Origin of the sequence: Sphaerisporangium sp. NPDC088356 (assembly GCF_040685555.1) — a bacterium.
Taxonomy (GTDB): Bacteria; Actinomycetota; Actinomycetes; order Streptosporangiales; family Streptosporangiaceae; genus Sphaerisporangium.
Window position 1 is genome coordinate 48,605 of sequence record NZ_JBFBIK010000012.1, and the last position, 23,804, is coordinate 72,408.

Genomic DNA, 23,804 nt, shown 5'->3' on the forward strand with positions numbered 1-23,804 from the left:
ACCAACCCAGTCGGCCACCAGCACGTCACCGCCTGCGTGAAGACACTGTCAGCTGGGCTGCCACAGCTCGACCCGATTGCCCTCAGGATCGGTGACCCAGCCGAACCGACCGACACCCTCCATGTCCTGAGTCTCCTTGGCCACGTCCGCTCCCTTGGCGCGCAATTGCGCGAGCATCGCATCCAGGTCGCGAACTCGGAAGTTGAGCATCGTCTGCTGGGCGCGGGAGCCGAAGTACTCGGTCTCGGACTCGAAAGTCGCGAACACTGTCACCCCGGCTTCCTGACGCCACAGGCCGTTCTCATCGGCGTCCAGGCCCAGGCAATCGCGATACCACGCACCCAGGGCCACAGGGTCGGCGGCCCGCATGAAATATCCACCAATTCCAAGCACACGTTCCATGTCGCTATCTTGCCAGGACCGCAATCGCCCGCTTCACACCCCGTCTCAATCGCGGGGGAACTCGTTAAGAGTTCGGAATGGGTGTGCTCGGCGTCTGTATAAGGCGGCCGAACCACACCGTCTTGCCTGACCCTGGTCCGGGATCGACACCCCAACGATCGGTGAGAGCCGCGACGATCTGGAGACCCCGGCCGTGCTCGTCGTCTTCGGGGCATCCTGGCCCATCGCCATTCGGCCAGATATCGCCATGGTCGGTGACCGCGCCGGTGAGGACGTTCCCGTTGAGGCGAAGTGTCAGGGTGATCGGTGGCCGTGCGTGCAGGACGGCGTTGGTGAGAAGTTCGGTGACGACCAGCGTCACGTCGTCGACGAGATCGTACGCACCCCACTGGATTAGGGCTTCCTGGACGACTCGGCGGGCTTTGCCGATGCTCTCTGGGCCTCCGGGCAGGTCCCAGCAGCCTTCACGTGGCTGATCGAAGAACTCGGTGGTGCGGATGGTCATGGGGGACTCCGCTAACAGAGGGTGAGTGAACCGATACATTCGGTATCATGCACTGCGCAGCCAAGAACGTGCAACGTACACATCGAAACGTGCACTACTTGTCCAGACTTGGGCTAGCGGGTCTACGATCGGCAACGCATGCACGGAAGGGGATCAGACCATGGCTGACAGTCACCACAGCCCGACCGTGAGGCTGCGCCGTTTGGGTCATGAGCTACGCAAACTGCGTGAAGCTACCGGCAAGACCATCTACGAGGCCGCCGCGGAGCTCGAATGGTCGAGCGCCAAGATCTCCCGGCTCGAGAACGGCCTCACGAAGCGCCCTGATGTTCACCATGTCCGAGCGTTGTGCGCGCTGTACGGCGTCACAGATGCGGCATTGGTCGAAGCCATGGTGACGCTGGCCCGCGACGCGCGTAAACGGGGCTGGTGGAGCGCGTACAAAGATGTTCTGACCGGCTCCTACGTAGGACTCGAAGCCGAAGCCACCTCAATCCGCACCTTCCAGCTCGGCCTCATCCCCGGCTTGCTCCAAACGGCCGAGTACACGGCGGAGATCACTCGAGCGGCCATGATCAGAGACCCTCGGGAGATCGAGAGGCGCGTGGAAGCCCGCTTGGAACGTCAGCAGATTCTCGTCCGCAGCGATCCACCTCAGCTTTGGGCGATCATCGACGAAGCGGCGCTCCTTCGTCTCACCCCCGGAGTGCGAGAGGGGCAGCTCCGCAAATTGATCGACACCAGCCCCTTGGAACATGTCAAGCTCCAAGTACTGCCGATGTCGGCGGGGCCGCATGCGGGCTTGAAAGGGCACTTCGTGATCCTGGATTTCCCCGATCCCACCGATCGGAGCATGGTGTATCTGGAGACGGCGACCGACGGCCTCTATTTGGAGGAGACGCAGCAACTCAACCGCTATACGCTCGTTTTTCAACACCTATGCGCATCCGCGCTCAGCATCGACGCGTCGCTCGCGTACCTGTCCACCCTGCTCGACTAGCTGTGAGGCGACAATGGACCTGTCCCGTGCCGAATGGCGCAAGAGCACGCACAGTAGCGGCGATGGCAACGACTGCGTCGAGGTCGCGACCAGCCTGTCCAACGTCATCGCTGTCCGGGACTCCAAGAATCCTGACGGGCCGAAGCTGATTTTCACACAACCGGAGTGGCACGCCTTCATCGCCGGCGTCAAAGGATGCGACCTCGACCTGTAGGCAGGTTGGAGGGCGCCGGGGCGAAGCCCCCCGGGAAATAGTGCCCGAGCCGGAGCGCGCCCAGCGCGCGGAGGCGAGGCCCATGCCCAGAGCCGGCCAGAATCCACGGCCCTGGGAGGCCGTGGATCCGGTTGGGAGGCGTTCGGGTCAGGAGCCGATTTTCTTGCCTTGGTTGTGCCAGGCGACGGCTACGGAGGGGCGGGGCTGGCTGGTGCCGCCGTCGGGCCAGTGGCTTGACGGGTTGTCCGGCGTGGCGCCGGTGATCTCGCCGGGGGCTGGACGGCGACGAAGACGCTGAGCTGGTCCTCGCTGACGAGGGGCCCGCAGGTCTCCGCGCCGTAGGGCACTGTCAGGAACTGCCGCACGTGGCCGCGCTCGGGCCCTGCCAGCGGCATCGCGAACAGGCCGTCGTTCTTGCCCAGCGCGTTCCCGTCCGTGGCGATCCACAGGTTGCCCTCGGCGTCGAAGGTGATCCGGCGGTTGTACCGGCGGCGCCCGCGCGTCACGAGCTTCCACTGCCCGGTACGCCCGGCACGCTCGATCTCGACGACGGAGCCTCCGTGCGCCGCAAGGCCGATCTTGATCTGCTCCAGCGGGGCGCTGTCACCGCTGGTCCAGCCGCGGAACATGAGGTTCTCGTCGGTGTACTCGTGGTTCACCCACAGCAGCCCGCGGTCGGACCCCAGCGGGAAGAAGGTCACGTAATCGCAGTTGTAGCCGAACTGCTTGGCCTGCGCCTCCGCCGTCTGGTGAGTGTCCTGCGGGGCGACCGGTTCGCCACAGGTCCTCCAAGGTGGTGCGAGAAGTGCCGTAGCCGGGACCGTATGGGCGCGATGACAACACCAGGTGAACCACGGCTGCCGGGCAGATGAACGGTGCCACCGAGGGGCAGCGGGCAGGATGGACATGTGTCCACTCGCAAGCTTGATGTCGAAAAGGTACGTGCCGCACTGGATTCCCAGCTCGCGGAGTTGGGCGAGCATCCCTACGACGGCCCGGCGCCGCAGGCTCCCGACGCCGCCGTCCAGGTGGTGCTGCGCCTCTACGAGGGAGGAATCCGCCCCGAGCGTGACCTCGCGCGCTTCGCCGTCCGCTATCTGCTCGACCGGCTGGCCACGAGCGCTCCCGGCCGTACGGTCGAGGTGCGCGTGCCGCCGTACGCCGCGGTGCAGTGCGTGGCGGGTCCCCGGCACACCCGCGGCACCCCGCCCAACGTCGTCGAGACCGATCCGCGCACCTGGCTGGAGCTTGCCACCGGCCGTGTCACCTGGGAAGACGCGATGGAGGCCGGGAAGATCAGCGCCAGCGGCGCCCGCGCGGACCTCTCCGAGCACCTCCCCCTGGGCACCGCCTGACCAGATCATGGGGAAGGCGTCTGGACGTTCACTCCGAGCTTCCGCTCCACGCACTGCTGCGCCTCACCCTGCGTGGGCAGGCTGAAGCACTCCTGGAAGTTGTTCACGAACCACACGAAACCGATGATCGCCAGGAGCAGCGTGAGCACGCTGAGCACGATGCCGGCGATCGCGCGGCCCTTGTTGGAGTTCTTGACCACGGCGATGATGCCGACGATCAGGCCGGCGATCGCGGTGAGCACACCGATGCCGCAGATGAGCAGCAGGAACAGGCTGACGATGCCGAGAACCAGGGCCGCCGTGCCGAGCCCGCCCCCCCGGTGCCCTCCTGCGGGCCACCCGCCCGGCGGTGGCTGCCCGTACGGAGGCGGACCGCCGTAGGGCGGCGTCCCGTACGGAGGCTGCCCGCCCGGTGGCTCCCCGTACGGGGGCTGCCCGTATGGGGGCTGCCCGCCCGGCGGATATCCGCCCGGAGGCTCACCGTACGGAGGCTGGCTGGACGCGTGACGGCCGCGCGGGTCGTCACCCCACTGGTGAGGGTTGTTCGGATCGCCAGGTGTCGTCACGGTCCGCTCTTTCGACCTGTATGGGCATGCCTGATGCCCCACTCTCCCCCGGACCCCCCGGGGAAACCGAGCCGACACGGCAAAAATCTGGGGATCTTTTGCCCCATGACCGTCGGGGACGGCATCGGCCGGAGACGACACCTCTTACCCGATCGGACCCGGATTACCAGGCAGCGAGACGCCCAACTTAGACTGAAGCACGTGCTAAAGGGCGACGGCAGGCTAGGCCATGACCTTGACCCCCGTGACCGAGCGCCGCAGGACGCCTGTGGCGTCTTCGGCGTTTGGGCACCAGGGGAGGACGTCTCCAAACTCACCTACTACGGGTTGTACGCGCTGCAGCATCGCGGGCAGGAGTCCGCGGGCATCGCGGTGAGCGAAGGCAGCAGAATCCTCGTCTACAAGGACATGGGCCTGGTGGCCCAGGTCTTCGACGAATCGGTTCTGGGCACGCTCCGTGGCCACCTGGCCATCGGGCACTGCCGGTACTCCACGACGGGCTCCAGCGTCTGGGAGAACGCCCAGCCGACCCTCAGCTCCACCGACGGGGGCGGCCTCGCTCTCGCCCACAACGGCAATCTGATCAACACTCCCGAGCTCGCCGAGCGGCTTCCGGCCGGCTCGATCAGGGCGACGACCGACACCGAGGTGCTGACCTCCCTGCTCGCGCAGGATCGCAGCAAGTCCATCGAGGACGCCGCCGCCGACCTGCTCCCGCAGGTCAAGGGCGCCTACTCCCTGGTCTTCATGGACGAGAAGACTCTGTACGCCGCCCGTGACCCGCAGGGCATCCGCCCGATGGTCCTCGGCCGCCTGGAGCGCGGCTGGGTGGTGGCCTCGGAGACGGCCGCGCTCGACATCGTCGGTGCCGCGTTCGTCCGCGAGATCGAGCCGGGCGAGCTGCTCACGATCGACGAGCGCGGCGTGCGCTCGCGGCGTTTCGCCCTGGCCGAGCCCAAGGGCTGCCTGTTCGAGTACGTCTACCTCGCCCGTCCCGACACCACCATCGCGGGACGCGGCGTCCAGGCCACGCGGGTCGAGGTGGGCCGCAGGCTGGCCCGCGAGCACCCGGTCGAGGCCGACCTGGTGATCCCGACTCCTGAGTCCGGCACGCCCGCGGCCATCGGGTACGCCGAGGAGAGCGGCATCCCCTACGGCCAGGGCCTGGTCAAGAACTCCTACGTCGGCCGCACCTTCATCCAGCCGTCGCAGACGATCCGCCAGCTCGGCATCCGGCTCAAGCTGAACCCCCTGCGGGAGGTCATCGCGGGCAAGCGCCTGGTGGTGGTGGACGACTCGATCGTGCGGGGCAACACGCAGCGGGCGATCGTCAAGATGCTCCGCGAGGCCGGCGCCGTCGAGGTCCACGTGCGCATCTCCTCGCCGCCGGTGTCCTGGCCGTGCTTCTACGGCATCGACTTCGCCACCAAGGCCGAGCTGATCGCCGGGCACCGCACCGTGGACGAGATCTGCGACTCCATCGGCGCCGACTCCCTGGGATACATCTCCCTGGAGGGCCTGACCGAGTCGACCACGATCCCCGCCGAGCGGCTCTGCCGGGCCTGCTTCGACGGCAGCTACCCGATCCCGATCGACAGCGACAACGTCGGCAAGTTCGTCCTGGAGGCCAAGGCGTGACCGGTCGCAGCGAGGTCGGCGCCCTGGCACAGGGGCCGACGAAGGAGGCTTCATGACCAGCTACGCCGCGGCCGGCGTCGACATCGAGGCCGGCGACCGGGCGGTCGAGCTGATGAAGTCGCGGGTGGCGCGGTCGCGGCGTCCCGAGGTGGTCGACGACGCCAGCGGCTTCGCCGGGCTCTTCGACGTCTCGGCGCTGCTGCGCTTCAAGCGGCCCCTGCTGGCCACCTCGACCGACGGCGTGGGCACCAAGGTCATGCTGGCCCAGGCGCTGGGCAAGCACGACACGATCGGCATCGACCTGGTCGGCATGGTCGTCGACGACCTGGTGGTATGCGGGGCCGAGCCGCTGTTCATGACCGACTACATCGCCTGCGGCAAGGTGGTCCCCGAGCGCATCGCCGACATCGTGGGCGGGGTCGCCGAGGGATGCCGCCTGGCCGGATGCGCCCTCGTCGGCGGCGAGACCGCCGAGCACCCAGGAGCCATGGGGCCGGACGAGTACGACCTCGCCGGCGCGGGCACCGGGGTGGTCGAGGCCTCCAAGCTGCTCGGGCCCGAGCGGGTGCGCCCGGGTGACGTCGTCCTCGGGCTCGCCTCGTCCGGCGTCCATTCCAACGGCTACTCCCTGGTACGGCACGTCCTTCGCACGGCCGGCCTCTCGCTGGAGGCTTCGCTTCCGGAGCTGGGCCGCACCCTGGGCGAGGAACTGCTGGAGCCGACGCGCATCTACTCCCTCGCCTGCCTCGGCCTCACCAGGGCCGTTGAGATCCACGCCTTCGCGCACATCACGGGCGGCGGGCTCGCGGCCAACCTCGCCCGGTCGCTGCCCGGCTCCGTGGACGCGGTCCTCGACCGCTCGTCGTGGACGCCGCAGCCGATCTTCGAGGTCATCGCCGGGCACGGCGGGGTGGCGCAGGAGGAGATGGACCGCACGTTCAACCTCGGCGTCGGCATGTGCGCGATCGTGCCGGAGGAGGCCGTCGAGTCCGCTTTGAACACTCTGCGGGAGCACGACCAGCACGCGTGGGTTCTCGGTGAGATCATCCCGGGCACGGGCGAGGCCCGCTTCCGGGCCTGACCGCACCGGATCAAGACGGGTACTCGACCCCGCCATGATGGGCCAGAACGCACCGCGAAACAGCCACGAGATCAACCCGGGACCGCGACCTCCACGGACCCGGGCCGGGGACATGATCGGGCGGGCCGGAGACGGCCACAGTGCCTCGTACGGCCTCGGAAGACAGGCCGTGGAACCCCGGTGGCCACAACATGCGGAAAGCGGCTGTCGGCAGCAGTGGCGGCGCTGACAGCGGCGAAGAGCTCCAAGAACACGACGAAAGGCTCCCCGCCATGCAGCATGGCAAGGAGCCTTCGAGCGCGCGAAGGAGGCACTCGGCGAGCCTTTGCTCACCGGGTGCCCTACCTGCGTCAACCCGAAAATCGCCTACCGGCGACGGGACCCGTCGTCCTCGTCGTCGTCGTCGACATCCCCGGCGTAATCGGCGTACCGATCGGCCAGCTCATCGTCGACAACGTCATCATCGTTTTGGTTGGAGTCGTGATTGACTCCGAGCTCCTCGCGAAGACGGTCAAGATCGGTGCCGCCGCTGTTGTACTTGAGCTGGCGTGCAACCTTCACCTGCTTGGCCTTGGCTCGGCCGCGCCCCATCGGCTCGACCCCCTCATGCGGGGTCGTGCCCGACCCCTCGTCGCTAACGCACCACGCGCTGACGCCGCCTGACTTCCGGCGTCAGCTCTCGTTCGACTACAACCGTACCTGTTTTGCGCGCCGCTCGGTACGCCGTATGGGCGTCCGCGGTCAGCGGCCCAGCCAAATACCCCTAAGCCGTCCGACTTCCGACATTCTGCGCTCCGCCAGCCTATCGGCCGCCGCAGCCGGCGGGACCCCTTCCTCGTCAGCGATCGAAAAGATCTTCAACGTCGTGTCGAAGATCTGCGTCGCCTTTACCCTGGCGCGCTCCATGTTGAAGCCCTGGATCTCGTCCGCGACCTGGATGACGCCCCCGGAGTTCACGACGTAGTCCGGAGCGTAAAGGATTCCTCGCTCCGCGAGCTGCTTCTCCACGCCGGGATGGGCCAGTTGGTTGTTGGCCCCTCCGCACACGATTTTCGCCCGGAGTCCCGCGACCGTGTCGTCGTCGAGCGCACCGCCCAGCGCACACGGAGAGTAGACATCGATGTCCGCGGCCTTCATCGCCGCGGCGTCCGCCACGACCTCGACCTCGGGGTGGGCCCGCCTGACCCGCTCGACCGCCTGCTCGCTCACGTCGCAGACGACGACCTCGGCGCCGTCCTCCAGCAGATGCTCCACCAGCCGGTGGCCGACCTTGCCGACGCCCTCGACGCCGACACGCCTGCCGCGCAGGGTCGAGGCGCCGTAGGTGTACGCGCCGACGGCCCGCATCCCCTGGAACACGCCGTAGGCCGTGAGGATCGAGGAGTCGCCCGCGCCGCCGTTGGGCACCGTGCGCCCGGTGACGAACTGCGACTCCCTCGCGACGATGTCCATGTCCTCGCTGTAGGTGCCCACATCACACGCGGTGAAGTAGCGCCCGCCGAGCGACTGGATGAAACGGCCGTAGGCGCGCAGCAGCGCCTCGCTCTTGTCCTTGGCCGGATCGCCGATGATCACGGCCTTGCCTCCGCCGAGGTCGAGCCCCGCCAGCGCGTTCTTGTACGCCATGGCGCGCGAGAGGTTGAGAACGTCCTCCAGCGCGGCCTGCTCGCTCTCGTACGGGTAGAACCGCGTGCCGCCGAGCCCGGGGCCGAGGGCGGTGTTGTAGATCGCGATGATCGCGTGGAGGCCACTGCGGTCGTCCGAGCAGAAGACGACCTGCTCGTGTCTTGCCTGTCCGATCGATGGGCTCACGTCCTTGTGGGACAGCCCGAAGACGTCGGTCACGATGGTGACTCCCGGTCAATCTCGTCCGCCGCCTCGTCGCGACGGATCCCGGAACCACCCTATCTAGCCGCCCCACGCCTAACCATGATCGTCCAGATCGCGACACACCGGGCGTGCCGCGGGTCGCGCCACCGGCCCGCTCGCTCGCGTCGGCTCGCCGCTCCGTGGCACCATTCGAGATGTGCTGCCCTACGCCGCCTATCTCCGTGTCTACGAGCCGTTGTCCGCGTTCACCGAGCGCGAGCGTGCCTTCTGGGCGACGTACGCCGACTCCAAGGACCGGCCACGCCGTGCGTTCGCCCTGGATGCCGAGCACGCCGAGGCCGTACGCCGGCTCCTGGGCGTGTCGGCCATGCCGGCTCCCGGCGGCGAGAGCGCCAACGCCTACCTGCGGCGTATCGAGGACACCCTGTATGTCTGCCCCTGGCAGAGCAGGCTCCGATCGTGGCTGGCCTTCGCCCGATTCCGCGGCGCCACGCCCATAAAGCTGGCCGACCGGTTCGTTCCCCGGGCCATCGCCGAGCAGACGGCCGACGACTTCGACCGGTTCAAGCAGAAGGGCAGCTCATCGGCCCTGCGCACGCACATCCGCACCAGCACCTGGCACATCCCGACTCCGTGGTTCGTGCCCTTCGACTCCGCGGAGCGCTGGCTCGTCCTAGGCCGCACGGAGGAGTCCACCACCGAGCCCACGGCCCCGACCACCACGGCCCCGGCGAGGAATCTGCTGTACGTGACCTCGATGGCACAGGCCAGGCGCAGGGTCGCGCGCGCCCTGGTGGTCATCCGCCGTCACGTCGGCGATGTGGGCACCCTGGCCGAGGTCGAGGAGGTGGGGCGCTGGCTGGAGGAGTTCCATCCGCACTCCCTTGTCGAGCTCGACTACGGCGGTCTCGTCCACCTGATGGACGACGCGACACTCCAGGCCGACCAGTCCGCCGCGGAGCTCGCCGCCGCCCTCACAGGGTTGGACACGGGTCAAGAAGAACTGGCCTTCGCCATGTATCAGCGAGTGATCGTGCGCTGGAAGTCAATACAAGCCCTCGAATCGGCGAACTGAACCGCAAATCCTCGACGTGACCTGCAAAAGTAGGTAACGGGAGTCACCAGCTCGCTTCTGCGAACTGAGTAGTTTGCCGTTTTCACTGCGATACCACGAAACGTGTCGCTAGAATCACCGAGCGTGACATCAACCCGTGGACAAGGCGTTGTACTTAGAGGGCTCGCCAATCGCTCTACGTGGCTGTATGGTCACATCGGGTGATACCGCATATGGTCCAGAAAAATCCGTATGAATGGATCATTGTGGGACATCCGTGACAAGCGCCAACACAAGTCGCAGGATCGCTGTCGCCGGTCCACGGAGGAGAGGCCGCACAAATGTCAGCTCGTACACCCGAGGCCGAGCCACTGCTCACCCCGGCGGAGGTCGCCACCATGTTCCGCGTCGACCCCAAGACCGTTACTCGGTGGGCGAAGGCGGGCAAGTTGACGTCCATCCGCACCCTTGGCGGTCACCGGCGTTACCGGGAGACCGAGGTCCGTGCGCTGCTCGCGGGTATCCCGCAGCAGCGGTCGGAGTGAGGCGGGGACCATCACGGACCTAGGGGGGAGAACCGGCGCGCTCGCGTCACGTATGTGAGCGCGTCCAACCACACACCCATGACCACGTGAGGCGGACCCGGGCCACCGGGGGCCATACAGCCCCTACTGCGCGCCCGAGCGACCGTGACCGAGGCCATGGGCCGGGTGTGGGAGGCGCCGCCCGCCCGGCGCCACCTCACCAGGCCCGTGCGGGTGCGTCCCGGTGGGTAACGGATCTAGGGCCTCCGCCGCACGGAAGCCCTATCCACCGTTTCCTCGCCGACAGGGCTAGACCACGGTGACCCAGCAGTAAGAAGGCCTTAACCCAGCTCCCCTGGCCCGCGTCCGAGCTCCGGGAGCGACCCGCCGGCCAGACCGTCGTGCCGGGAGGCGACCCCCAGGAGGGCCACCATCTGGTCGACGAGCAGGCGTTCGAGAGTCGGACGTTCTATGTCGCGGCTCTCCAGCCAGTCGAGGCCCGCCGTCTCCACCGAGGCGATCCAGGACCTGAGCGTCGTGCGCAACACCGGGGTCGGCTCGCTCACCTGCATCTGATTCATGATCATCTTGAAGAGACGCCGCCGCACGCCCTCGACGATCTCGCCCACCTCGCCCGCGCGGTTCGCGGGACCTCCACGGAGCAGCGCCGCGAATCCCGCCGCGTGGTCCTCCACGAAGTCGAAGTAGCGCGTGAGCCCCGCGGCCAGTCCCTCGATCGCGGTGCCGCCGTTCACGGGGCGGAGCCTGTCTTGCAACTCCTCCGCCGCGCTACGCAACGCGGCGACGTAGAGCTCCTGCTTTCCCCCGAAATAGTGATAGACCAGCGCCCTTGAGGCCCCCGCCGCCGTAGCCACATCGTCTATGGACACATCTTCGGCATCGTGCTTGCTGAAAAGCTCCAGTGCCGCCGCCATCAGCTCTTCTCGGCGGCGGTCAACGCTCAGCCTTCTTCGTACCGGACGCACGTCCCCGGTGTCAGAGCTCTCCCGCTCACCTGGGGCCCTTGATGTCGCACCCACAATGCGCACACTATCGGAGGCGGTGCCCAATAAGCGCAGCCCCGATGACCATCTGCCGAGGCGCACAAGACACCCGTACCCTCAACGCGACTCGATCGTTTGGTCTGACAGGTGCACATCCACTCAGCGTGGGGAGAACCATGTCAGGACCGTCCATGCAGACGACCGCTCGGTACCCTTCCGATCTCGGCGCGACCGAGGCCGGGCTCGGCGACGCCCACGGGCCGCGCCCCCGCCCGACGATCCGGAACGTTGCAGAACGGGCGGGCGTCTCCAAGTCGCTGGTCTCCCTGGTGCTGAGGGGGTCCCCGCACGTCAGCGAACACCGGCGTGAGGCGGTGTTACAGGCGGCCAGAGAGCTCGGCTACCGGCCGAACGCGGTCGCCCGCAGCCTCGTCGAAGGGCGCACCCACCTGGTCGGCGCCCTCGTCGCCGACCTGCACAACCCGTTCTACGCCGAATTCCTCGACGGGTTGCAGGAGAGCCTCCACGGTGACGGCCTCCGGCTGCTGATCGGAAGCGGCCGCTGGGACCCCGCCTTCGAGGAGGAGGCCGTCGAGGCCTTCCTGGAGCTCCGGGTGGACGGCCTGGTGCTGCTCGGGGTGGCCCCGTCCAGCGAGACCCTGGCCGAGGCGGCGGCGTACACGCCCACGGTCGTCGTGGGCGAGCGCGACGTCGAGCTCGACAGCGTGGACATCGTCGTGGACGACGACCAGCTCGGCGCCCGCCTCGCGGTCGACCACCTGGTGGAGCTCGGCCACCGGCGCATCGCGCACATCGAGGGCACGCCGTCGTCGTCGGCGCGCTTCCGCTGCGAGGGGTACCTCGTCGCGATGCGCAGGCACGCGCTGGCCCCGCACATCATGGTCGAGCACGGCGACTTCACCGAGGAGGGCGGCCGTCGGGCGGCCCGGGCGCTGCTGGAGCGCGACCCGCGCCCCACCGCGATCTTCGCCGCCAACGACGTCGTCGCCCTCGGCGTGCTGGTCGCGGCGAGCGAGCTCGGGCTGCGCGTCCCGGAGGACCTCTCGGTCGTGGGGTACGACAACACCCACCTGGCCGCGGTGCACCACATCTCGCTGACCACCCTGGACCAGCCGCGACGGGCGATGGGCAGGTCGGCCGCCGCCCTGCTGAGCGACCGGATCACCGACCCGGGCAAGTCGGCGAGGCTGCGCCAGGTCACGCCGCGCCTGGTGGTACGGCACAGCACCGGCCCGGCTCCAAGTGATCCCCAAGGGTAGGTCAACATCCACGGGATCGGCGCCCTCCCCGTGTTGACTCAGAACAGGCGCCGGCCCCCCGGCGTGCCGGACCGGTCCGAAAAGGGCTGGAACGCTCGCTTGTCGTGGGGGCAGCGGGTGGGCAGGCAGTGCCCGCCGGGCCAGGCGGCCGGCGTCTGACCGGGGGGTAGACATGCGTGATCCGGAACTGGTCTCGTGCGCCCAGCGCGCGGCGGCCGAGCTAGAGCGTGCGTGGGCGCACTGGCGGGCCACCCGGGGAAAGGACGACGAGGGCGCGACCGAGTCAGTCGCCAGCTACGTCGCCCACTCCATCGACCATCCGTGGGGCCGCCCTCGCGTCGTCCTCGGCCTGGACGCTGAGGACGCCAGGGAACTCGCGGCGCTGCTGCAGAAGCAGAATCTCGGCGAACCCGCCTGGTAGTCGTCGCCCGTCCCCGTTTCGCATAGCGGCCGGTCCACCACGCGCATACGCGTAGGTTGGGTTGCGGACAGGTCGTCTTCGAAGGGGATCATCGTGACCAGTCGTGCACTGGCCGTAACGTTCCTGGCCCTGTGCGGGCTGGGCGCCTCAGCCTGCGGCGCGGCGGCGAGCACCAGCGCCGCCGGCGCCACCGACGCCGTGCCCCAGACGGCCGAGATGAGAAGCGTGGCCCCGCCGGCGGCGTCCACCTCGGCACGGGCCGCGACGGCCGGCACGCCGTCCCCCGCCAAGCCACTGGCCGGCAAGGTCATCGTGATCGACCCCGGCCACAACGGCGGGAACTACCGGCACCCCGAGGTGATCAACAAGAAGGTCAACGTCCTCACCGAGTGGAAGCCGTGCGACACCACCGGCACCTCCACCAACGACGGCTACTCCGAGGCCGCCTTCACCTGGGACGTCGCCAACCGCATGGTCAAGCTGCTGAGGGCCAAGGGCGCCACCGTCAAGCTCACTCGCGGCAGCGACACGAGCGTGGGCCCCTGCATCACCCAGCGCGCGGCCATCGGCAACAGGGCCCACGCGAACGCCGCCGTCTCGATCCACGCCGACGGCGCCCCCGCCTCGGGCCGCGGCTTCCACATCATCATGCCGAAGAAGATCAACGGCCCGGTCGACCCCGTGGTGGGGCCCTCCAGGAAGCTCGGCCTCGCGCTGCGCGACGCTTACAAGTCCGGCACGGGCATGCCCTACTCCACGTACCTCGGCAAGGACGCGCTCGACTACCGGAGCGACCTCGGCGGGCTCAACCTCTCCACGGTGCCGAAGGTCTTCATCGAGACCGGCAACATGCGCAACCCGACCGACGCCGCCAAGCTCAAGGACCCGAGCTTCCGGCAGCGCATCGCCGTATCCCTCACCGAGGGCCTGCAGAAGTACCTCGGCTGACCCCTGGGCACTGGTGGGCGCCACGGGCGATTTTGGCATGATCTGGGGCATGACTGACCTGATCCCGCGTCCGAAGGTCCTCGCCCCCGCGCCAGGCTCTTTCGAGTTCACCCCGGGCGCCGCGGTGTCCGGTCCCGCCGATCTGGTCGACGCCGTACGGCTGGCGCTGGCCGTACTGGACCTCCGGCAGGGCGAGACGAACCCCGCGCGGGCCGGCACGGCTCCCGGCGGGGCTCAGACGGCGCACCAGGCCACGATCAGCGTCGAGCTCGACCCGAGCTTCGGCGCTGAGTCCTACGCCGTGACGGTGGCTCCTGAGGCCGTACGGATCAGCGCCGGAGACGTGGCGGGCGCGCTGTACGCGGGCCAGACGCTCCGCCAGCTCCTGCCGGCGGACGCCTTCCGGTCCGTACCCCTGCCGGGCGCCCGGTGGTCGGTCCCGTGCGGGCGGATCGAGGACGCGCCGCGCTTCTCGTGGCGAGGCGCCCACCTCGACGTCTCCCGACATTTCATGCCGAAGCGTGAAGTGCTCCGCATGATCGACCTGCTGGCGGTCCATAAGCTGAACCGCCTCCACCTCCACCTGGCGGACGACCAGGGCTGGCGGGTGGAGAGCCAGGCCTACCCGCTGCTGCACGAGATCGGATCGCACCGGGCGCGGACCACCACCAAGCACTTCCACGGCGAGACCGAGTACGACGGCACCCCGCACGGCGGTTTCTACACCCTGGCGGACCTGTCGGAGATCGCCGCCTACGCCCGTGCGCGGGCCGTGACGATCGTGCCGGAGATCGACGTCCCCGGGCACGCGTCGGCGATCCTCGCGGCGTACCCGCACCTCGGCGCCGACCCGGCCGGGCGCCACGAGGTGCTGGACCGCTGGGGCATCTCCCCCGCGATCCTGTCCCCGCTGCCCGCCACGATCGACTTCCTGGCGACGGTGTTCGCGGAGATCATCGAGGCTCTCGGCTCCGTGCCGTACTTCCACATCGGCGGCGACGAGTGCGTGCTCGACGAGTGGGCCGCCTCGGCCGAGATCAACGGCCACCGGGAGTCCCTCGGGCTCGCCACCCCCGGCGACCTGCACGCGTGGTTCCTGCGCAGGCTCGCCGACGTGCTGGCGGGCCTCGGCTCCCTCGCCGTGGTCTGGGACGAGGCGTTCGTGAGCGGGATGCTCCGCGAGGACACGATCGTCATGCCGTGGCGGGGCGTGGAGGTCGGGCGGCGGGCCGCGGCGGCCGGGCACGACATCGTGGCGACCTCGGTGTTCCCCCTGTACTTCGACTACGCCGAGGCCGCGTCTCCCGAGGAGCCGGTGGCGATCGGCGACACGATCACCGTCGGGGACGTGGCGGCCTTCGAGACCGTGCCGGCGTCCTGGACCCCCGAGGAGGCGGGCCGGGTGCTGGGCGCGCAGTTCCAGCTCTGGACCGAGCGCATCCCCGACGGGCGGACCCTCGACTACCGGGCCTGGCCGCGCGGGTGCGCGGTGGCCCACCTGACCTGGTCGGGCAACGCTGAGGGATTCGACGGCGCGCTGCCCGCGCATCTCGACCGGCTGGACGCCTACGGCGTGGAGTACCGCCCGCCGGCGGGACCGCATCCGTGGCAGCGCGGGGGGACGGGCGCCCGGCGGCACCGGCCGGGAGCGGTGCCGGTGGCCGAGGTGATGCGCCGCCTGGAGGAGCTCACCCACGCGGCGGACTCCACCCGGCCGAGCCTGGACTGAGGCGGACTAGGAGACCTGGTAGCCGGCTTCCTCGATCGCCGCGCGGATGGCCGCGTCGTCGAGGGGGCCGCCTCCGGACACCTCGACACGCCCGCTCCCGAGGTCGACCTCGACACCGGTGACACCCGGCACCTCGCCGACCTCTTCCTTGACGGAGCTCACGCAGTGGCCACAGGTCATGCCGGTGACGGTATAAGTGCTGGTGGTCATGGGTCCATCCTCCTCACAGAAGTACCCAGTCAGGGTATGGCACGACGGCGCTGGCCGCCCACCCGGCCCACCACCTCGCCGATGGACTTGTACCCGTGGCGGCGCAGCCTGCGCGACAGCCCCCGGTTGATCCGCCAGGCCCAGAGCGGGCCCTCGTAGATCATCGCCGTGTAGCCCTGGACCAGGGTGGCCCCCGCCAGGAGGCGCTCCCAGACGTCGTCGACGTCCTCGACGCCTCCGACCGAGACCAGGGTGACGCGGTCGCCCACCCGCGCGCGCAGCCTTCTCAGCACCTCCAGCGAGCGCGCTTTGAGCGGCCGCCCGGACAACCCGCCGGTCTCGGCGGCACCTGCCGCCTCGGCCGGGGACACGCCTTCCCTGCCAATGGTGGTGTTGGTGGCGATGACCCCCGCGAGGCCCAGCTCGACCGCGAGGTCGGCGACGGCGTCGATGTCCTCGTCCGCGAGATCAGGGGCGATCTTGACGAGCAACGGCGTGCGCCCGGCGGCCCGCAGCACTTCCTTCAGCAACGGCCGCAGCAGCTCGACGGCCTGGAGGTCGCGCAGGCCGGGGGTGTTCGGGGAGCTGACGTTCACGACGAGGTAGTCGGCGAGCGGGGCGAGCTTCCTGGCACTGGCGACGTAGTCGCGCACGGCCAGCTCCTCGGGAATGACCTTGGTCTTGCCGATGTTCACCCCGACCACCACGGGCAGGCTTCGAGGCCGGCGCAGCCGCCGGGCGGCCTGCTGGGCGCCGCGGTTGTTGAAGCCCATGCGGTTGACGATCGCGTGATCGGACACCAGCCGGAACAGCCTCGGACGGGGGTTGCCCGGCTGGGCGTGGGCGGTGATCGTGCCCACCTCGACATGGCCGAAGCCGAAAGCCGCCAGGGCTTCCACGCAGCCGGCGTCCTTGTCGAAGCCCGCCGCGAGCCCGAAGGGGCTCGGGAAGTGGACCCCGAAGGCCTGGATGCGGAGCGCCTCGTCGCGTGGCGCCAGGCTCTGGTAGAGCCGGCGCTTCACGACGGGCGCGAGCGAGAGGACCCGGAGTGCGCGAATGGTCAGGTGGTGCACCGTCTCGGCGTCGAACCGCCGGAGCACCTGCGCGAAGAGCAGTCGATACATCACCGATCAGGGTAGCCCGGATCAGTTGAGGCTCGGATCGCGGACCACGCGCAGCGAGCTGAGCCTGATGGTCCTCCAGCTCTCCGGTGGAACGTCGTCGCGCCGGTCCTCCTGGCTGATCCGCAGCCGGCGGTCGAACTCCAGCACCCTGAGCAGGCGCAGGACCCGCGGGGAGGGCCGGACGATCGTGAGCGTGCCCCCGCTATCGCGCATGCACCGGTCCAGCCACTTCAGCGTGCGGGCCCCCGAGCAGTCGAGGAACCTCACGTGGGCCAGGTCGAGGTTCACGTGAAGCGGCCGGTGGCGGGCTAGCAGGACGGGAAGGCGGCGGCGCAACTCCGCGGCGCCCTCGATGTCGAGGTCGCCGTGCAGAGTCATCCCCAGCGCCGTCCACAGCGGGGGATCGTACGGTGTGATCACTATCACGATCGACCGGCGCTCAGGCTGGGGGCGCCTGTTCGCCCAGGATCTCGGCGGCCAGGTCGGCGACCCGGCGCCGGCTGTCACGCGCCCGCTTACGCAGGCCGGTGAAGGCCTGGGCGGCGGTCAGATCGTGCTTGCCCATGAGGTATCCGATCGCCCGCTCGATCACGATGCGGTAGTCGAGCGCGTACTGCAGCTGGTCGGCCAGCGCGCTCTTCTCCTCGGCCTTCACCGCCGCCGCGAGCACTTCCTCGATGACGTGCGCATAGGCGAGGAGGGCCTGGGTGTCGGATTCCTCCCAGTCGTGCGGCTCGGCCTGGTAGACGTTCAGAGTGCCCACCGGCCCGTCTCCCAGGCGTACGGGAACCCCCGCCACCGCCCGCACGCTCGGATGCAACAGCTCGGCCAGGTCGGGCCACCGCTCGTCGGTCTGGACGTCGCGCGTGGTGACCGCGGCGTTGTTGTGGAACGCCGACACGCATGGTCCCCGTCCTATCGCCGCCTGCGCGTGCTCCAGGCTGCGTCCGGCCTCGTCGGTCGTCACCAGGTAACGCAGTGCCTTGCCCTCATCGGCGAACATGAGACCGGCACCGGCATAGCCGAACAGGCGGTCCACCACACGCACGATGCGCTCCAAGTGGTGGACGACCCCGGTGGCCTCCGACGCCTTCTGCACGCCTCTGAGGCTCGCGACCAAGGACTCCGGATCAATACGTGTCATTTCCCATCCTCTTGAGAACCTCACCCCTGCGCCGGCTCATGGAGAGGCATGCGTAATCGCATGACATCTGCCCGAAATCGGGCACAACAGTCCCGCTTTCGCTAGCGCCGGGGAGTGACAACCCGAACAACCCGGATCGCCTGGGGATCCGGGGGGCGAAATCAGGAACGCCGACGACACCGTCTGTCGGACGGAGTAAATCGACGAGCGCGGCCGGCGATGTGCGGGGCCACAGCGCGCTTGACATGGTCAACGCCCGTGCCAATGGCGGTGCCACCTCCATTTGAGAGGAAGCTCCGCGGACACAGGGCGGAATGATCTGCGACAAAGCGTAGTGCGGCACGATGACTCTGGCCAAGTGGTTGACCCACGTGGTCGAAAATCAGGGTGTCGAACGGCGTTGGCCTCGCTCGTACGGCTTCCGCTAGCTTGTCCGTGCGATGTGGCCCGGACAGGCGCATGGCCGCAGGTGAGCGATCAGGTTCGCTCCGCGACTACTGGATGCAATTAGGTGAGCGCGACCCCGCACAGGCGTGCGGCGCCACAAGCAGGATTAGATCACACGTTCGATGCTGATGTGACATTTCCGCTACGGCTCACTGTCAGCCTATGCGCTGGCCGGTCATCATGCGGCCAGGGCGGGGCACGGGACGCTGACGGCAGCGTCGGCGCGCGGGAAATCGCAGGTCAAAGCCTTAATTAACAATATTTCCGGTTTAGGCGTCTCGCACCCCTCGCCCGTATCCGGAAAGCCGGGTGCGGGTACCGCCGAGGCAGGAGGCCCGGCGATGGTGTAGTCGTGAAACCTGGCGACTTCCGGCGGCCGGTGCACGATGCCGGGCCGGATCTTCACAGGAAGGACCGCATCGGTGACCAACACATCCGCTGTCGCGAGCCCGGTGGACTTCTCCGCTCACGGTGACTACGGGCTGAAGTCCTCCACCGGAGCGAAGGGCGCCTTCACCCGCCCGCCGTACAGCTTCAGGGACCGGGTGACCGCCGACGGCGGCAGCGGCTACCCGGCCGAGCCCGGCCGCTACCACCTGTACGTGTCCGCGGCCTGCCCCTGGGCTCATCGGTCGATCATCGTGAGAGCGCTGAAGAAGCTGGAGGATGTCGTCTCGCTGTCGATGGTGGACCCGGTCCGCGACGGCCGGGGATGGGCGTTCCGCGAGGGCCCCGGGCACACCGCCGATCCCGTCAACGGCTTCACGCTGCTGAGCGAGGCGTACGAGGCGAGCGATCCCGGCTACGACGGCCATGTGTCCGTGCCGGTGCTCTGGGACCGCGAGAGGGGGCGCATCGTCAGCAACAACTTCCCCGACATCACGATCGACCTTGGCACCCAGTTCGAGCGGTGGGCGGACACGAGCGTCGACCTCTACCCCGTCGACCTCGGGCCGGAGATCGACGCGCTGAACGACCGGGTCTACGCCACGGTCAACAACGGCGTCTACCGCTGCGGCTTCGCGGCGAGCCAGGAGGCCTACGACGAGGCCGTCACGGAGCTCTTCGCGACCCTGGACGACCTCGAACAGCGCCTCGGCGGCAGCCGGTACCTCTTCGGCGACCGGCTCACCGAGGCGGACGTACGGCTGTGGGTGACGCTCGCCCGTTTCGACGCGGTCTACGTCACCCACTTCAAGGCCAACCTGCGCCGCCTGGTGGACTACCCGAACCTGTGGGCGTACGCCAGAGATCTCTACCAGCGCCCCGCCTTCGGGGGGACCACGAACCTCGACCACATCAAGCGGCACTATTACGGGACCCACCCGCAGATCAACCCGACCCGGATCGTGCCGGCCGGTCCCCTGCTCGACTGGAACGCCCCTCATGGCCGGGAGCGCCTGTCGTCCTGAGGGCCGGGTCCTGCGGGGCACTGGGCCACCAGACCGCCGACGCGCCGGCCACGGCGTGTACGGCCTCACGTAGTTGCCTGATCGCGGCGAAGCTCGCCTCGCTGCCCGGCTCGGCGCGGAGCACCACGTCGGCGCGGGTGTACTCGGGCGTCCTCTCCCCGATGGTGACGCGCGGGTTCCCCGGGATGGCGGAGGCCGCCGCGCGTACCGCCTCGGCCGCCGACGTGCGCGAGATGATCACCACGGGCTGGGCGCTTCCGGCCGGGAAGGCCCGGCTCAGCGTCTCCTGACCGGCGATGGCCTCCACCCGGTCGCGGAACTGCTCGGCAGGAGAAGCGCGACCACGCCGGCGGTGACGGCGAGCAGGGTGATGTCGGCGCCGTCGAAGACCGAGGCGAGGTCGACCTTGAAGCCCGCGCCGCCGGTCACCTCGACGCGCGCCCCCGCGGGCAGCCCCTGTCGGGCTTCCGCTCTGATCTCGCCGACCGCCTCGGCGAGCTCGGCGTTGGTGAGCGACCCGGCGAGCGGTACGGAGACCAGCGCCACGTCATCCTTGGGCGAGAAGACCGGAGGCGGCACCCGGCGCCCTGCGGCCAGGGCGGCCATCCGCTTGGCGCCGGACCCGATCGCGGCCTTGTCCTGCCCGGTCAGCGCCCCGTCACGGCTGTACACGACCAGGGCGGGGAGGAGCTGGCCGCTTGGCAACCGCTGCTGCAGCCGCACGACCGCCGCGGACTCGGCGCCCTTGGGAAGGGAGGCCGCCGGGTCGCTGTCGACCTTCGACGCCCCGCCGAACGCCAGCGCGAGACCGGAGAGGATCAGCGCCACGATGATCGTGAGCCACTTGCCGCGTGCCCCCCACAGCATGGCCCACCTAATATGCTCTGCTCGCGTCATCAACGCGCGCCACGAGTCGACGGCCGGCCACGACGGCGATAGCCGTCCGATCGACGGTGCTTGATACCCGTTTGCAGCGACTGGTCAAGGCGATTGCAACCGGCCGATCACATACTGCGGTCATCACGAACAGAGAGGACCGCCCGATGACGATCACCCGCACCCTGACCGGCCTGGCCGTGGCCGCCGCCTTCGTCGCGATCGCCCCCACCGCCGCACAGGCGTCCACCGGCACATCGGACGCGGCCACCACCGCCTCGTCCTCCTCCTTCTCCGGGTGGGGCACGTACTACGCCCCTGGCCGCCGGGCCAAGGCCGCCGGCTCCCTGTCGGCCACGGGCGAGGACCACGAGGACATCCCCACCGCTGACACGGTGAAGATCTCCGGCAAGGTCTCCGACCTCACGCGCGGCTCGTCGTGCGGCCTCGCGGTCTTCCGCATCACCTACCTGGACGACAGCGGCAACCTGCCCTTCAAGCACCACACCGTCCGCGACTGCACGTACGGCTCGCCGAAGTCCTTCTCGTTCAAGTACCCGGACGTGTACGAGGTCGAGCTGAAGGTCTGCTCCGAGGCAGGGTCCTCCAAGCCGTCGCTGAACTGCCTCTACGCGGGCACCTGGAAGGTCATCTACCTGTCGAAGTAACCGTTTCCATACGCAACGCGCGATCCGCCGGAGCGGTTCCAGATCAACGCCGCCAGGGCGTCGCACTTCTCCCCCGAGAAGGCGCGGCGCCCTTTGATCTTTCCCCACACCAGTGATCGCATGCGTGCATCGTCCACTCGGACGCCTTTCCCGTCATCGCGTCCCGCGGCCTGGACGCGTTCGCTCCTGTACAGGAGACCGGCGGGCAGGCCGGCGACAACAGAAATGTTGACAAGTGCCGCGAATTTTCGTTGTCCCCTGGTGGCTCGGCGGGTCTCCTCTCAGGGAGGTACTCGCCAGATCTCCGCTTGTAGAGAGAAATGTCCATCTATGGAGACAATTGCCCGGCCCGGCGGCACGCGGGCGACGCAGGGACGACTGACACAGGGAGCGGAGCGCGATGCCCGGAACCGGTAGGGGCGGACCTGACACGGCGATGGTGTCGGCCGCCCGCGACGGCGACCAGCAGGCACTGGACGATCTGGTGGCCGATTCGCTCCCGCTCGTCTACAACATCGTCGGCCGGGCCCTGAACGGGCACAACGACGTCGACGACGTGGTCCAGGAGACGCTGCTGCGGGTCGTCCGCGCCCTGCCCGACCTGCGCGACCCGAAGGCGTACCGGTCCTGGCTGGTAGCGATCGCCGTCCGCCAGGTACGCGACCACGAGCAGGACCGCCGGACCGCGCAGAACCGCAGGGCCGACCTGGACACCGCCACCGAGGTCCCTGACCCCGAGTCCGACTTCGCCGCCGTGACCGTCCTCCGGCTCGGGCTGACCGACCAGCGCCGCGAGGTCGCCGAGGCCACCCGGTGGCTGGACAACGACGACCGGTCGCTTCTCGCCCTGTGGTGGCTGGAGGAGACCGGCGAACTCGGCCGCGCGGACCTCGCCGGCGCGCTCCGCCTGTCCGGCCGGCACGCCGCCGTACGCGTCCAGCGCATGAAGGAGCAGGTCCAGACGGCTCGTACGGTCGTGCGGGCCCTACGTGCCGACTCCGGGTGCACTGAACTGCGCACCCTCACCTCGAACTGGGACGGCGTGCCCAGCCCGCTGTGGCGCAAGCGGTTCGCCCGGCACGTGCGCGGCTGCTCGACCTGCGGGCGGCGCGCCGCCGGGCTGCTGCCCATCGACCGGCTGCTCAGCGGGATGCCGCTGCTGCCCGTGCCCGCCGGCTTCCTGCTGGACCACCTCCAGGTCATACCTCCCGCCACCGACGCGATCAGGCACGTCGCCACGCACCTTTTCGCGGGGCGCGGCGCGCATCGGGCGTCCCACGCCGTTGGGTCACGGGGGCCGCGCGAGCTGCTGTCGTCCGTGCCCCATGGTCCGGCGGCCGCCGCAGGAGTGGCCGCGGTCGTCGCCGCAGTGGTGGTGGCCGGGCACCTCGTCACCACGCCCGCGCCGGTGGCCGAACCTGTCGTGAAACCCCGGACGTCCTTGAGGGTGCTGCCGTCACCGTCACCGCCGACGACCCCGACGCCCCGGCACTCCCCGTCTCCGAGCAGGCAAAAGGCCTCCCGCGCCCCCGCCCCCGTGGCGGCCTCGCCCAAGAAGGGGGTGGGCGTGTGGAAGATGCCCGGCCTCGGCGCGGCGCTCGCCAAGTCGGGCGCGAGCTGGTACTACACGTGGAACACGAACCACGACGGCGTCAGCACGCCCAAGTCCGTGGAGTTCGTCCCGATGATCTGGGGACCCGCCAGCGTCACCCCCGCGAACCTCGCCCAGGCGAAGAGGGCCGGCCCGTACCTGCTCGGGTTCAACGAGCCGGACCTGCCCGCCCAGGCCAACATGACCGTGGACAAGGCGCTCTCCCTGTGGCCCAAGCTCATGGCCGCCGGCCGCGTGCTCGGCAGTCCGTCCGTGGCGTTCGGCGGGGACAAGCCCGGCGGGTGGCTCGACCGCTTCATGTCCGGAGCGACCGCGCGCGGCTACCGCGTCGACTTCGTCGCCGTGCACTGGTACGGCGCCGACTTCCGCACCGCGAACGCGGTCGCCCAGCTCAAGTCCTACCTACAGGCCGTGTACAAGCGCTATCACAAGCCGATCTGGCTGACCGAGTACGCCCTCGTCGACTTCTCGAACGGCACCCGCTACCCCTCCGACGCGCGGCAGGCCGCGTTCCTCACCGCCTCGACCAAGATGCTGGCCTCCCTGCCGTACGTGCGGCGCTGGGGGTGGTTCGGCCTCCCCGCCTCGGACACCGAACCGAACAGCGGGCTGTTCCGCGGCAACGGGCTCGCGACCCTGACGGGCCGCGCCTTCCAGTCGGCGCGCTGACCTCTGCGGTGTCGCGGGAGACCTCGTAGACCCTGTCGAACTCCTTTTGGTATTCGGCGACGGGCAGGACCTCTCCTTCGGCGGCCCGAAG

General features: G+C 69.2%; 26 protein-coding genes and 1 pseudogene. 15 read left to right on the forward strand and 12 right to left on the reverse strand.

Annotated features, from left to right (window positions below; genetic code table 11):
- Positions 1-48 precede the first annotated feature (48 nt).
- Both AB0O34_RS07400 and AB0O34_RS07405 read right to left on the reverse strand, forming a co-directional pair.
- Positions 49-402: a VOC family protein gene (locus AB0O34_RS07400; protein ID WP_363913660.1), complete on the reverse strand. Its 354-nt coding sequence runs from the start codon at positions 400-402 to the stop codon at positions 49-51.
- A gap of 64 nt (positions 403-466) precedes the next feature.
- Positions 467-907, reverse strand: coding sequence for an ATP-binding protein (locus AB0O34_RS07405; RefSeq protein WP_363913662.1), 441 nt, complete (start codon positions 905-907; stop codon positions 467-469).
- 160 nt (positions 908-1,067) lie between these two features.
- On the opposite strand from AB0O34_RS07405, the gene AB0O34_RS07410 reads away from it, so the two are divergent.
- Together AB0O34_RS07410 and AB0O34_RS07415 are read left to right on the forward strand one after the other, a co-directional pair.
- Positions 1,068-1,907: a helix-turn-helix transcriptional regulator gene (locus AB0O34_RS07410; protein WP_363913664.1), complete on the forward strand. Its 840-nt coding sequence runs from the start codon at positions 1,068-1,070 to the stop codon at positions 1,905-1,907.
- A 13-nt stretch (positions 1,908-1,920) separates the two neighbouring features.
- Positions 1,921-2,121 carry a DUF397 domain-containing protein gene (locus tag AB0O34_RS07415; RefSeq protein WP_363913665.1) on the forward strand — a complete coding sequence of 67 codons (201 nt, stop codon included), beginning with the start codon at positions 1,921-1,923 and terminating at the stop codon, positions 2,119-2,121.
- 188 nt (positions 2,122-2,309) lie between these two features.
- On the opposite strand, the pseudogene AB0O34_RS07420 reads toward AB0O34_RS07415, so the two are convergent.
- A pseudogene (locus AB0O34_RS07420) lies at positions 2,310-2,873 on the reverse strand (alkaline phosphatase PhoX); the annotation flags it as partial.
- A 156-nt stretch (positions 2,874-3,029) separates the two neighbouring features.
- Between AB0O34_RS07420 and AB0O34_RS07425 the strand changes: the two are divergent.
- Complete coding sequence (locus AB0O34_RS07425) at positions 3,030-3,476, forward strand: sterol carrier family protein (RefSeq protein WP_363913667.1); 447 nt, start codon at positions 3,030-3,032, stop codon at positions 3,474-3,476.
- A gap of 5 nt (positions 3,477-3,481) precedes the next feature.
- Here the strand turns inward: AB0O34_RS07425 and AB0O34_RS07430 are convergent, their stop codons facing one another.
- Positions 3,482-4,042, reverse strand: coding sequence for a DUF4190 domain-containing protein (locus AB0O34_RS07430; protein WP_363913669.1), 561 nt, complete (start codon positions 4,040-4,042; stop codon positions 3,482-3,484).
- Positions 4,043-4,243: 201 nt separating this feature from the next.
- Here AB0O34_RS07430 and purF point away from each other — a divergent pair, with 201 nt between their 5' ends.
- Both purF and purM read left to right on the forward strand, forming a co-directional pair.
- On the forward strand, positions 4,244-5,680 hold the full coding sequence (gene purF, locus AB0O34_RS07435; protein WP_363913671.1) for an amidophosphoribosyltransferase: 1,437 nt from the start codon (positions 4,244-4,246) through the stop codon (positions 5,678-5,680).
- Between the two features lie 52 nt (positions 5,681-5,732).
- Positions 5,733-6,761 (forward strand): phosphoribosylformylglycinamidine cyclo-ligase, encoded by a 1,029-nt coding sequence (gene purM / locus AB0O34_RS07440; RefSeq protein WP_363913673.1) that lies wholly within the window; start codon positions 5,733-5,735, stop codon positions 6,759-6,761.
- A gap of 366 nt (positions 6,762-7,127) precedes the next feature.
- Here the strand turns inward: purM and AB0O34_RS07445 are convergent, their stop codons facing one another.
- Positions 7,128-7,352 (reverse strand): DUF3073 domain-containing protein, encoded by a 225-nt coding sequence (locus AB0O34_RS07445; protein WP_363913675.1) that lies wholly within the window; start codon positions 7,350-7,352, stop codon positions 7,128-7,130.
- A gap of 150 nt (positions 7,353-7,502) precedes the next feature.
- Positions 7,503-8,606 (reverse strand): Glu/Leu/Phe/Val dehydrogenase dimerization domain-containing protein, encoded by a 1,104-nt coding sequence (locus AB0O34_RS07450; RefSeq protein ID WP_363913677.1) that lies wholly within the window; start codon positions 8,604-8,606, stop codon positions 7,503-7,505.
- A 181-nt stretch (positions 8,607-8,787) separates the two neighbouring features.
- On the opposite strand from AB0O34_RS07450, the gene AB0O34_RS07455 reads away from it, so the two are divergent.
- Together AB0O34_RS07455 and bldC are read left to right on the forward strand one after the other, a co-directional pair.
- Positions 8,788-9,666, forward strand: a complete 879-nt coding sequence (locus AB0O34_RS07455) for a hypothetical protein (RefSeq protein WP_363913679.1) — start codon at positions 8,788-8,790, stop codon at positions 9,664-9,666.
- A 320-nt stretch (positions 9,667-9,986) separates the two neighbouring features.
- A complete protein-coding gene (gene bldC / locus AB0O34_RS07460; protein WP_013133571.1) occupies positions 9,987-10,190 on the forward strand; it encodes a developmental transcriptional regulator BldC in 204 nt (67 codons plus the stop codon).
- Positions 10,191-10,510: 320 nt separating this feature from the next.
- Here bldC and AB0O34_RS07465 read toward each other — a convergent pair whose 3' ends face one another.
- Entirely contained in the window at positions 10,511-11,104 is a 594-nt protein-coding gene (locus AB0O34_RS07465) for a TetR/AcrR family transcriptional regulator (RefSeq protein WP_363913681.1), read from the reverse strand.
- 260 nt (positions 11,105-11,364) lie between these two features.
- Between AB0O34_RS07465 and AB0O34_RS07470 the strand changes: the two genes are divergently transcribed.
- From AB0O34_RS07470 to AB0O34_RS07485, 4 genes are all read left to right on the forward strand, one after another.
- Complete coding sequence (locus AB0O34_RS07470) at positions 11,365-12,453, forward strand: LacI family DNA-binding transcriptional regulator (protein WP_363913683.1); 1,089 nt, start codon at positions 11,365-11,367, stop codon at positions 12,451-12,453.
- Between the two features lie 172 nt (positions 12,454-12,625).
- Entirely contained in the window at positions 12,626-12,874 is a 249-nt protein-coding gene (locus tag AB0O34_RS07475; protein ID WP_363913685.1) for a hypothetical protein, read from the forward strand.
- A gap of 93 nt (positions 12,875-12,967) precedes the next feature.
- Complete coding sequence (locus AB0O34_RS07480; protein ID WP_363913687.1) at positions 12,968-13,822, forward strand: N-acetylmuramoyl-L-alanine amidase; 855 nt, start codon at positions 12,968-12,970, stop codon at positions 13,820-13,822.
- 49 nt (positions 13,823-13,871) lie between these two features.
- Positions 13,872-15,551: a beta-N-acetylhexosaminidase gene (locus AB0O34_RS07485; RefSeq protein ID WP_363913689.1), complete on the forward strand. Its 1,680-nt coding sequence runs from the start codon at positions 13,872-13,874 to the stop codon at positions 15,549-15,551.
- A 6-nt stretch (positions 15,552-15,557) separates the two neighbouring features.
- On the opposite strand, the gene AB0O34_RS07490 is transcribed toward AB0O34_RS07485, so the two are convergent.
- The 4 genes from AB0O34_RS07490 to AB0O34_RS07505 are packed head-to-tail and all read right to left on the reverse strand — an operon-like array spanning position 15,558 to position 18,029.
- Complete coding sequence (locus AB0O34_RS07490) at positions 15,558-15,761, reverse strand: heavy-metal-associated domain-containing protein (protein ID WP_363913691.1); 204 nt, start codon at positions 15,759-15,761, stop codon at positions 15,558-15,560.
- Positions 15,762-15,790: 29 nt separating this feature from the next.
- Positions 15,791-16,885 (reverse strand): quinone-dependent dihydroorotate dehydrogenase, encoded by a 1,095-nt coding sequence (locus AB0O34_RS07495; protein WP_363913693.1) that lies wholly within the window; start codon positions 16,883-16,885, stop codon positions 15,791-15,793.
- Positions 16,886-16,906: 21 nt separating this feature from the next.
- Positions 16,907-17,305 (reverse strand): STAS domain-containing protein, encoded by a 399-nt coding sequence (locus tag AB0O34_RS07500; protein WP_363913695.1) that lies wholly within the window; start codon positions 17,303-17,305, stop codon positions 16,907-16,909.
- A 19-nt stretch (positions 17,306-17,324) separates the two neighbouring features.
- Complete coding sequence (locus tag AB0O34_RS07505) at positions 17,325-18,029, reverse strand: GAF and ANTAR domain-containing protein (protein WP_363913697.1); 705 nt, start codon at positions 18,027-18,029, stop codon at positions 17,325-17,327.
- A gap of 869 nt (positions 18,030-18,898) precedes the next feature.
- Between AB0O34_RS07505 and AB0O34_RS07510 the strand changes: the two genes are divergently transcribed.
- Together AB0O34_RS07510 and AB0O34_RS07515 are read left to right on the forward strand one after the other, a co-directional pair.
- Positions 18,899-19,888 (forward strand): glutathione S-transferase family protein, encoded by a 990-nt coding sequence (locus AB0O34_RS07510; protein WP_363913699.1) that lies wholly within the window; start codon positions 18,899-18,901, stop codon positions 19,886-19,888.
- Positions 19,889-20,025: 137 nt separating this feature from the next.
- Positions 20,026-20,178, forward strand: coding sequence for a hypothetical protein (locus AB0O34_RS07515; protein ID WP_363913701.1), 153 nt, complete (start codon positions 20,026-20,028; stop codon positions 20,176-20,178).
- Here the strand turns inward: AB0O34_RS07515 and AB0O34_RS07520 are convergent.
- Positions 20,165-20,755: an MMPL family transporter gene (locus tag AB0O34_RS07520; RefSeq protein WP_363913703.1), complete on the reverse strand. Its 591-nt coding sequence runs from the start codon at positions 20,753-20,755 to the stop codon at positions 20,165-20,167. The two genes, AB0O34_RS07515 and AB0O34_RS07520, sit on opposite strands and share 14 nt — an antisense overlap.
- Positions 20,756-20,931: 176 nt before the next feature.
- Between AB0O34_RS07520 and AB0O34_RS07525 the strand changes: the two genes are divergently transcribed.
- The gene (locus tag AB0O34_RS07525) at positions 20,932-21,432 is read left to right on the forward strand and encodes a hypothetical protein (RefSeq protein WP_363913705.1); all 501 of its coding nucleotides are present in this window, start codon (positions 20,932-20,934) and stop codon (positions 21,430-21,432) included.
- 400 nt (positions 21,433-21,832) lie between these two features.
- On the forward strand, positions 21,833-23,713 hold the full coding sequence (locus tag AB0O34_RS07530) for a sigma-70 family RNA polymerase sigma factor (RefSeq protein ID WP_363913707.1): 1,881 nt from the start codon (positions 21,833-21,835) through the stop codon (positions 23,711-23,713).
- Positions 23,714-23,804 lie beyond the last annotated feature (91 nt).

What these genes read in the sequence shown, in the direction of transcription:
- AB0O34_RS07400 (WP_363913660.1), bottom strand. Translation starts at nt 402, where the DNA reads ATGGAACGTGTGCTTGGAATTGGTGGATATTTCATGCGGGCCGCCGAC.
- AB0O34_RS07405 (WP_363913662.1), bottom strand. Translation starts at nt 907, where the DNA reads ATGACCATCCGCACCACCGAGTTCTTCGATCAGCCACGTGAAGGCTGC.
- AB0O34_RS07410 (WP_363913664.1), top strand. Translation starts at nt 1,068, where the DNA reads ATGGCTGACAGTCACCACAGCCCGACCGTGAGGCTGCGCCGTTTGGGT.
- AB0O34_RS07415 (WP_363913665.1), top strand. Translation starts at nt 1,921, where the DNA reads ATGGACCTGTCCCGTGCCGAATGGCGCAAGAGCACGCACAGTAGCGGC.
- purM (WP_363913673.1), top strand. Translation starts at nt 5,733, where the DNA reads ATGACCAGCTACGCCGCGGCCGGCGTCGACATCGAGGCCGGCGACCGG.
- AB0O34_RS07445 (WP_363913675.1), bottom strand. Translation starts at nt 7,352, where the DNA reads ATGGGGCGCGGCCGAGCCAAGGCCAAGCAGGTGAAGGTTGCACGCCAG.
- bldC (WP_013133571.1), top strand. Translation starts at nt 9,987, where the DNA reads ATGTCAGCTCGTACACCCGAGGCCGAGCCACTGCTCACCCCGGCGGAG.
- AB0O34_RS07465 (WP_363913681.1), bottom strand. Translation starts at nt 11,104, where the DNA reads ATGGCGGCGGCACTGGAGCTTTTCAGCAAGCACGATGCCGAAGATGTG.
- AB0O34_RS07470 (WP_363913683.1), top strand. Translation starts at nt 11,365, where the DNA reads ATGCAGACGACCGCTCGGTACCCTTCCGATCTCGGCGCGACCGAGGCC.
- AB0O34_RS07475 (WP_363913685.1), top strand. Translation starts at nt 12,626, where the DNA reads ATGCGTGATCCGGAACTGGTCTCGTGCGCCCAGCGCGCGGCGGCCGAG.
- AB0O34_RS07485 (WP_363913689.1), top strand. Translation starts at nt 13,872, where the DNA reads ATGACTGACCTGATCCCGCGTCCGAAGGTCCTCGCCCCCGCGCCAGGC.
- AB0O34_RS07490 (WP_363913691.1), bottom strand. Translation starts at nt 15,761, where the DNA reads ATGACCACCAGCACTTATACCGTCACCGGCATGACCTGTGGCCACTGC.
- AB0O34_RS07495 (WP_363913693.1), bottom strand. Translation starts at nt 16,885, where the DNA reads ATGTATCGACTGCTCTTCGCGCAGGTGCTCCGGCGGTTCGACGCCGAG.
- AB0O34_RS07505 (WP_363913697.1), bottom strand. Translation starts at nt 18,029, where the DNA reads ATGACACGTATTGATCCGGAGTCCTTGGTCGCGAGCCTCAGAGGCGTG.
- AB0O34_RS07520 (WP_363913703.1), bottom strand. Translation starts at nt 20,755, where the DNA reads ATGCTGTGGGGGGCACGCGGCAAGTGGCTCACGATCATCGTGGCGCTG.
- AB0O34_RS07525 (WP_363913705.1), top strand. Translation starts at nt 20,932, where the DNA reads ATGACGATCACCCGCACCCTGACCGGCCTGGCCGTGGCCGCCGCCTTC.
- AB0O34_RS07530 (WP_363913707.1), top strand. Translation starts at nt 21,833, where the DNA reads ATGCCCGGAACCGGTAGGGGCGGACCTGACACGGCGATGGTGTCGGCC.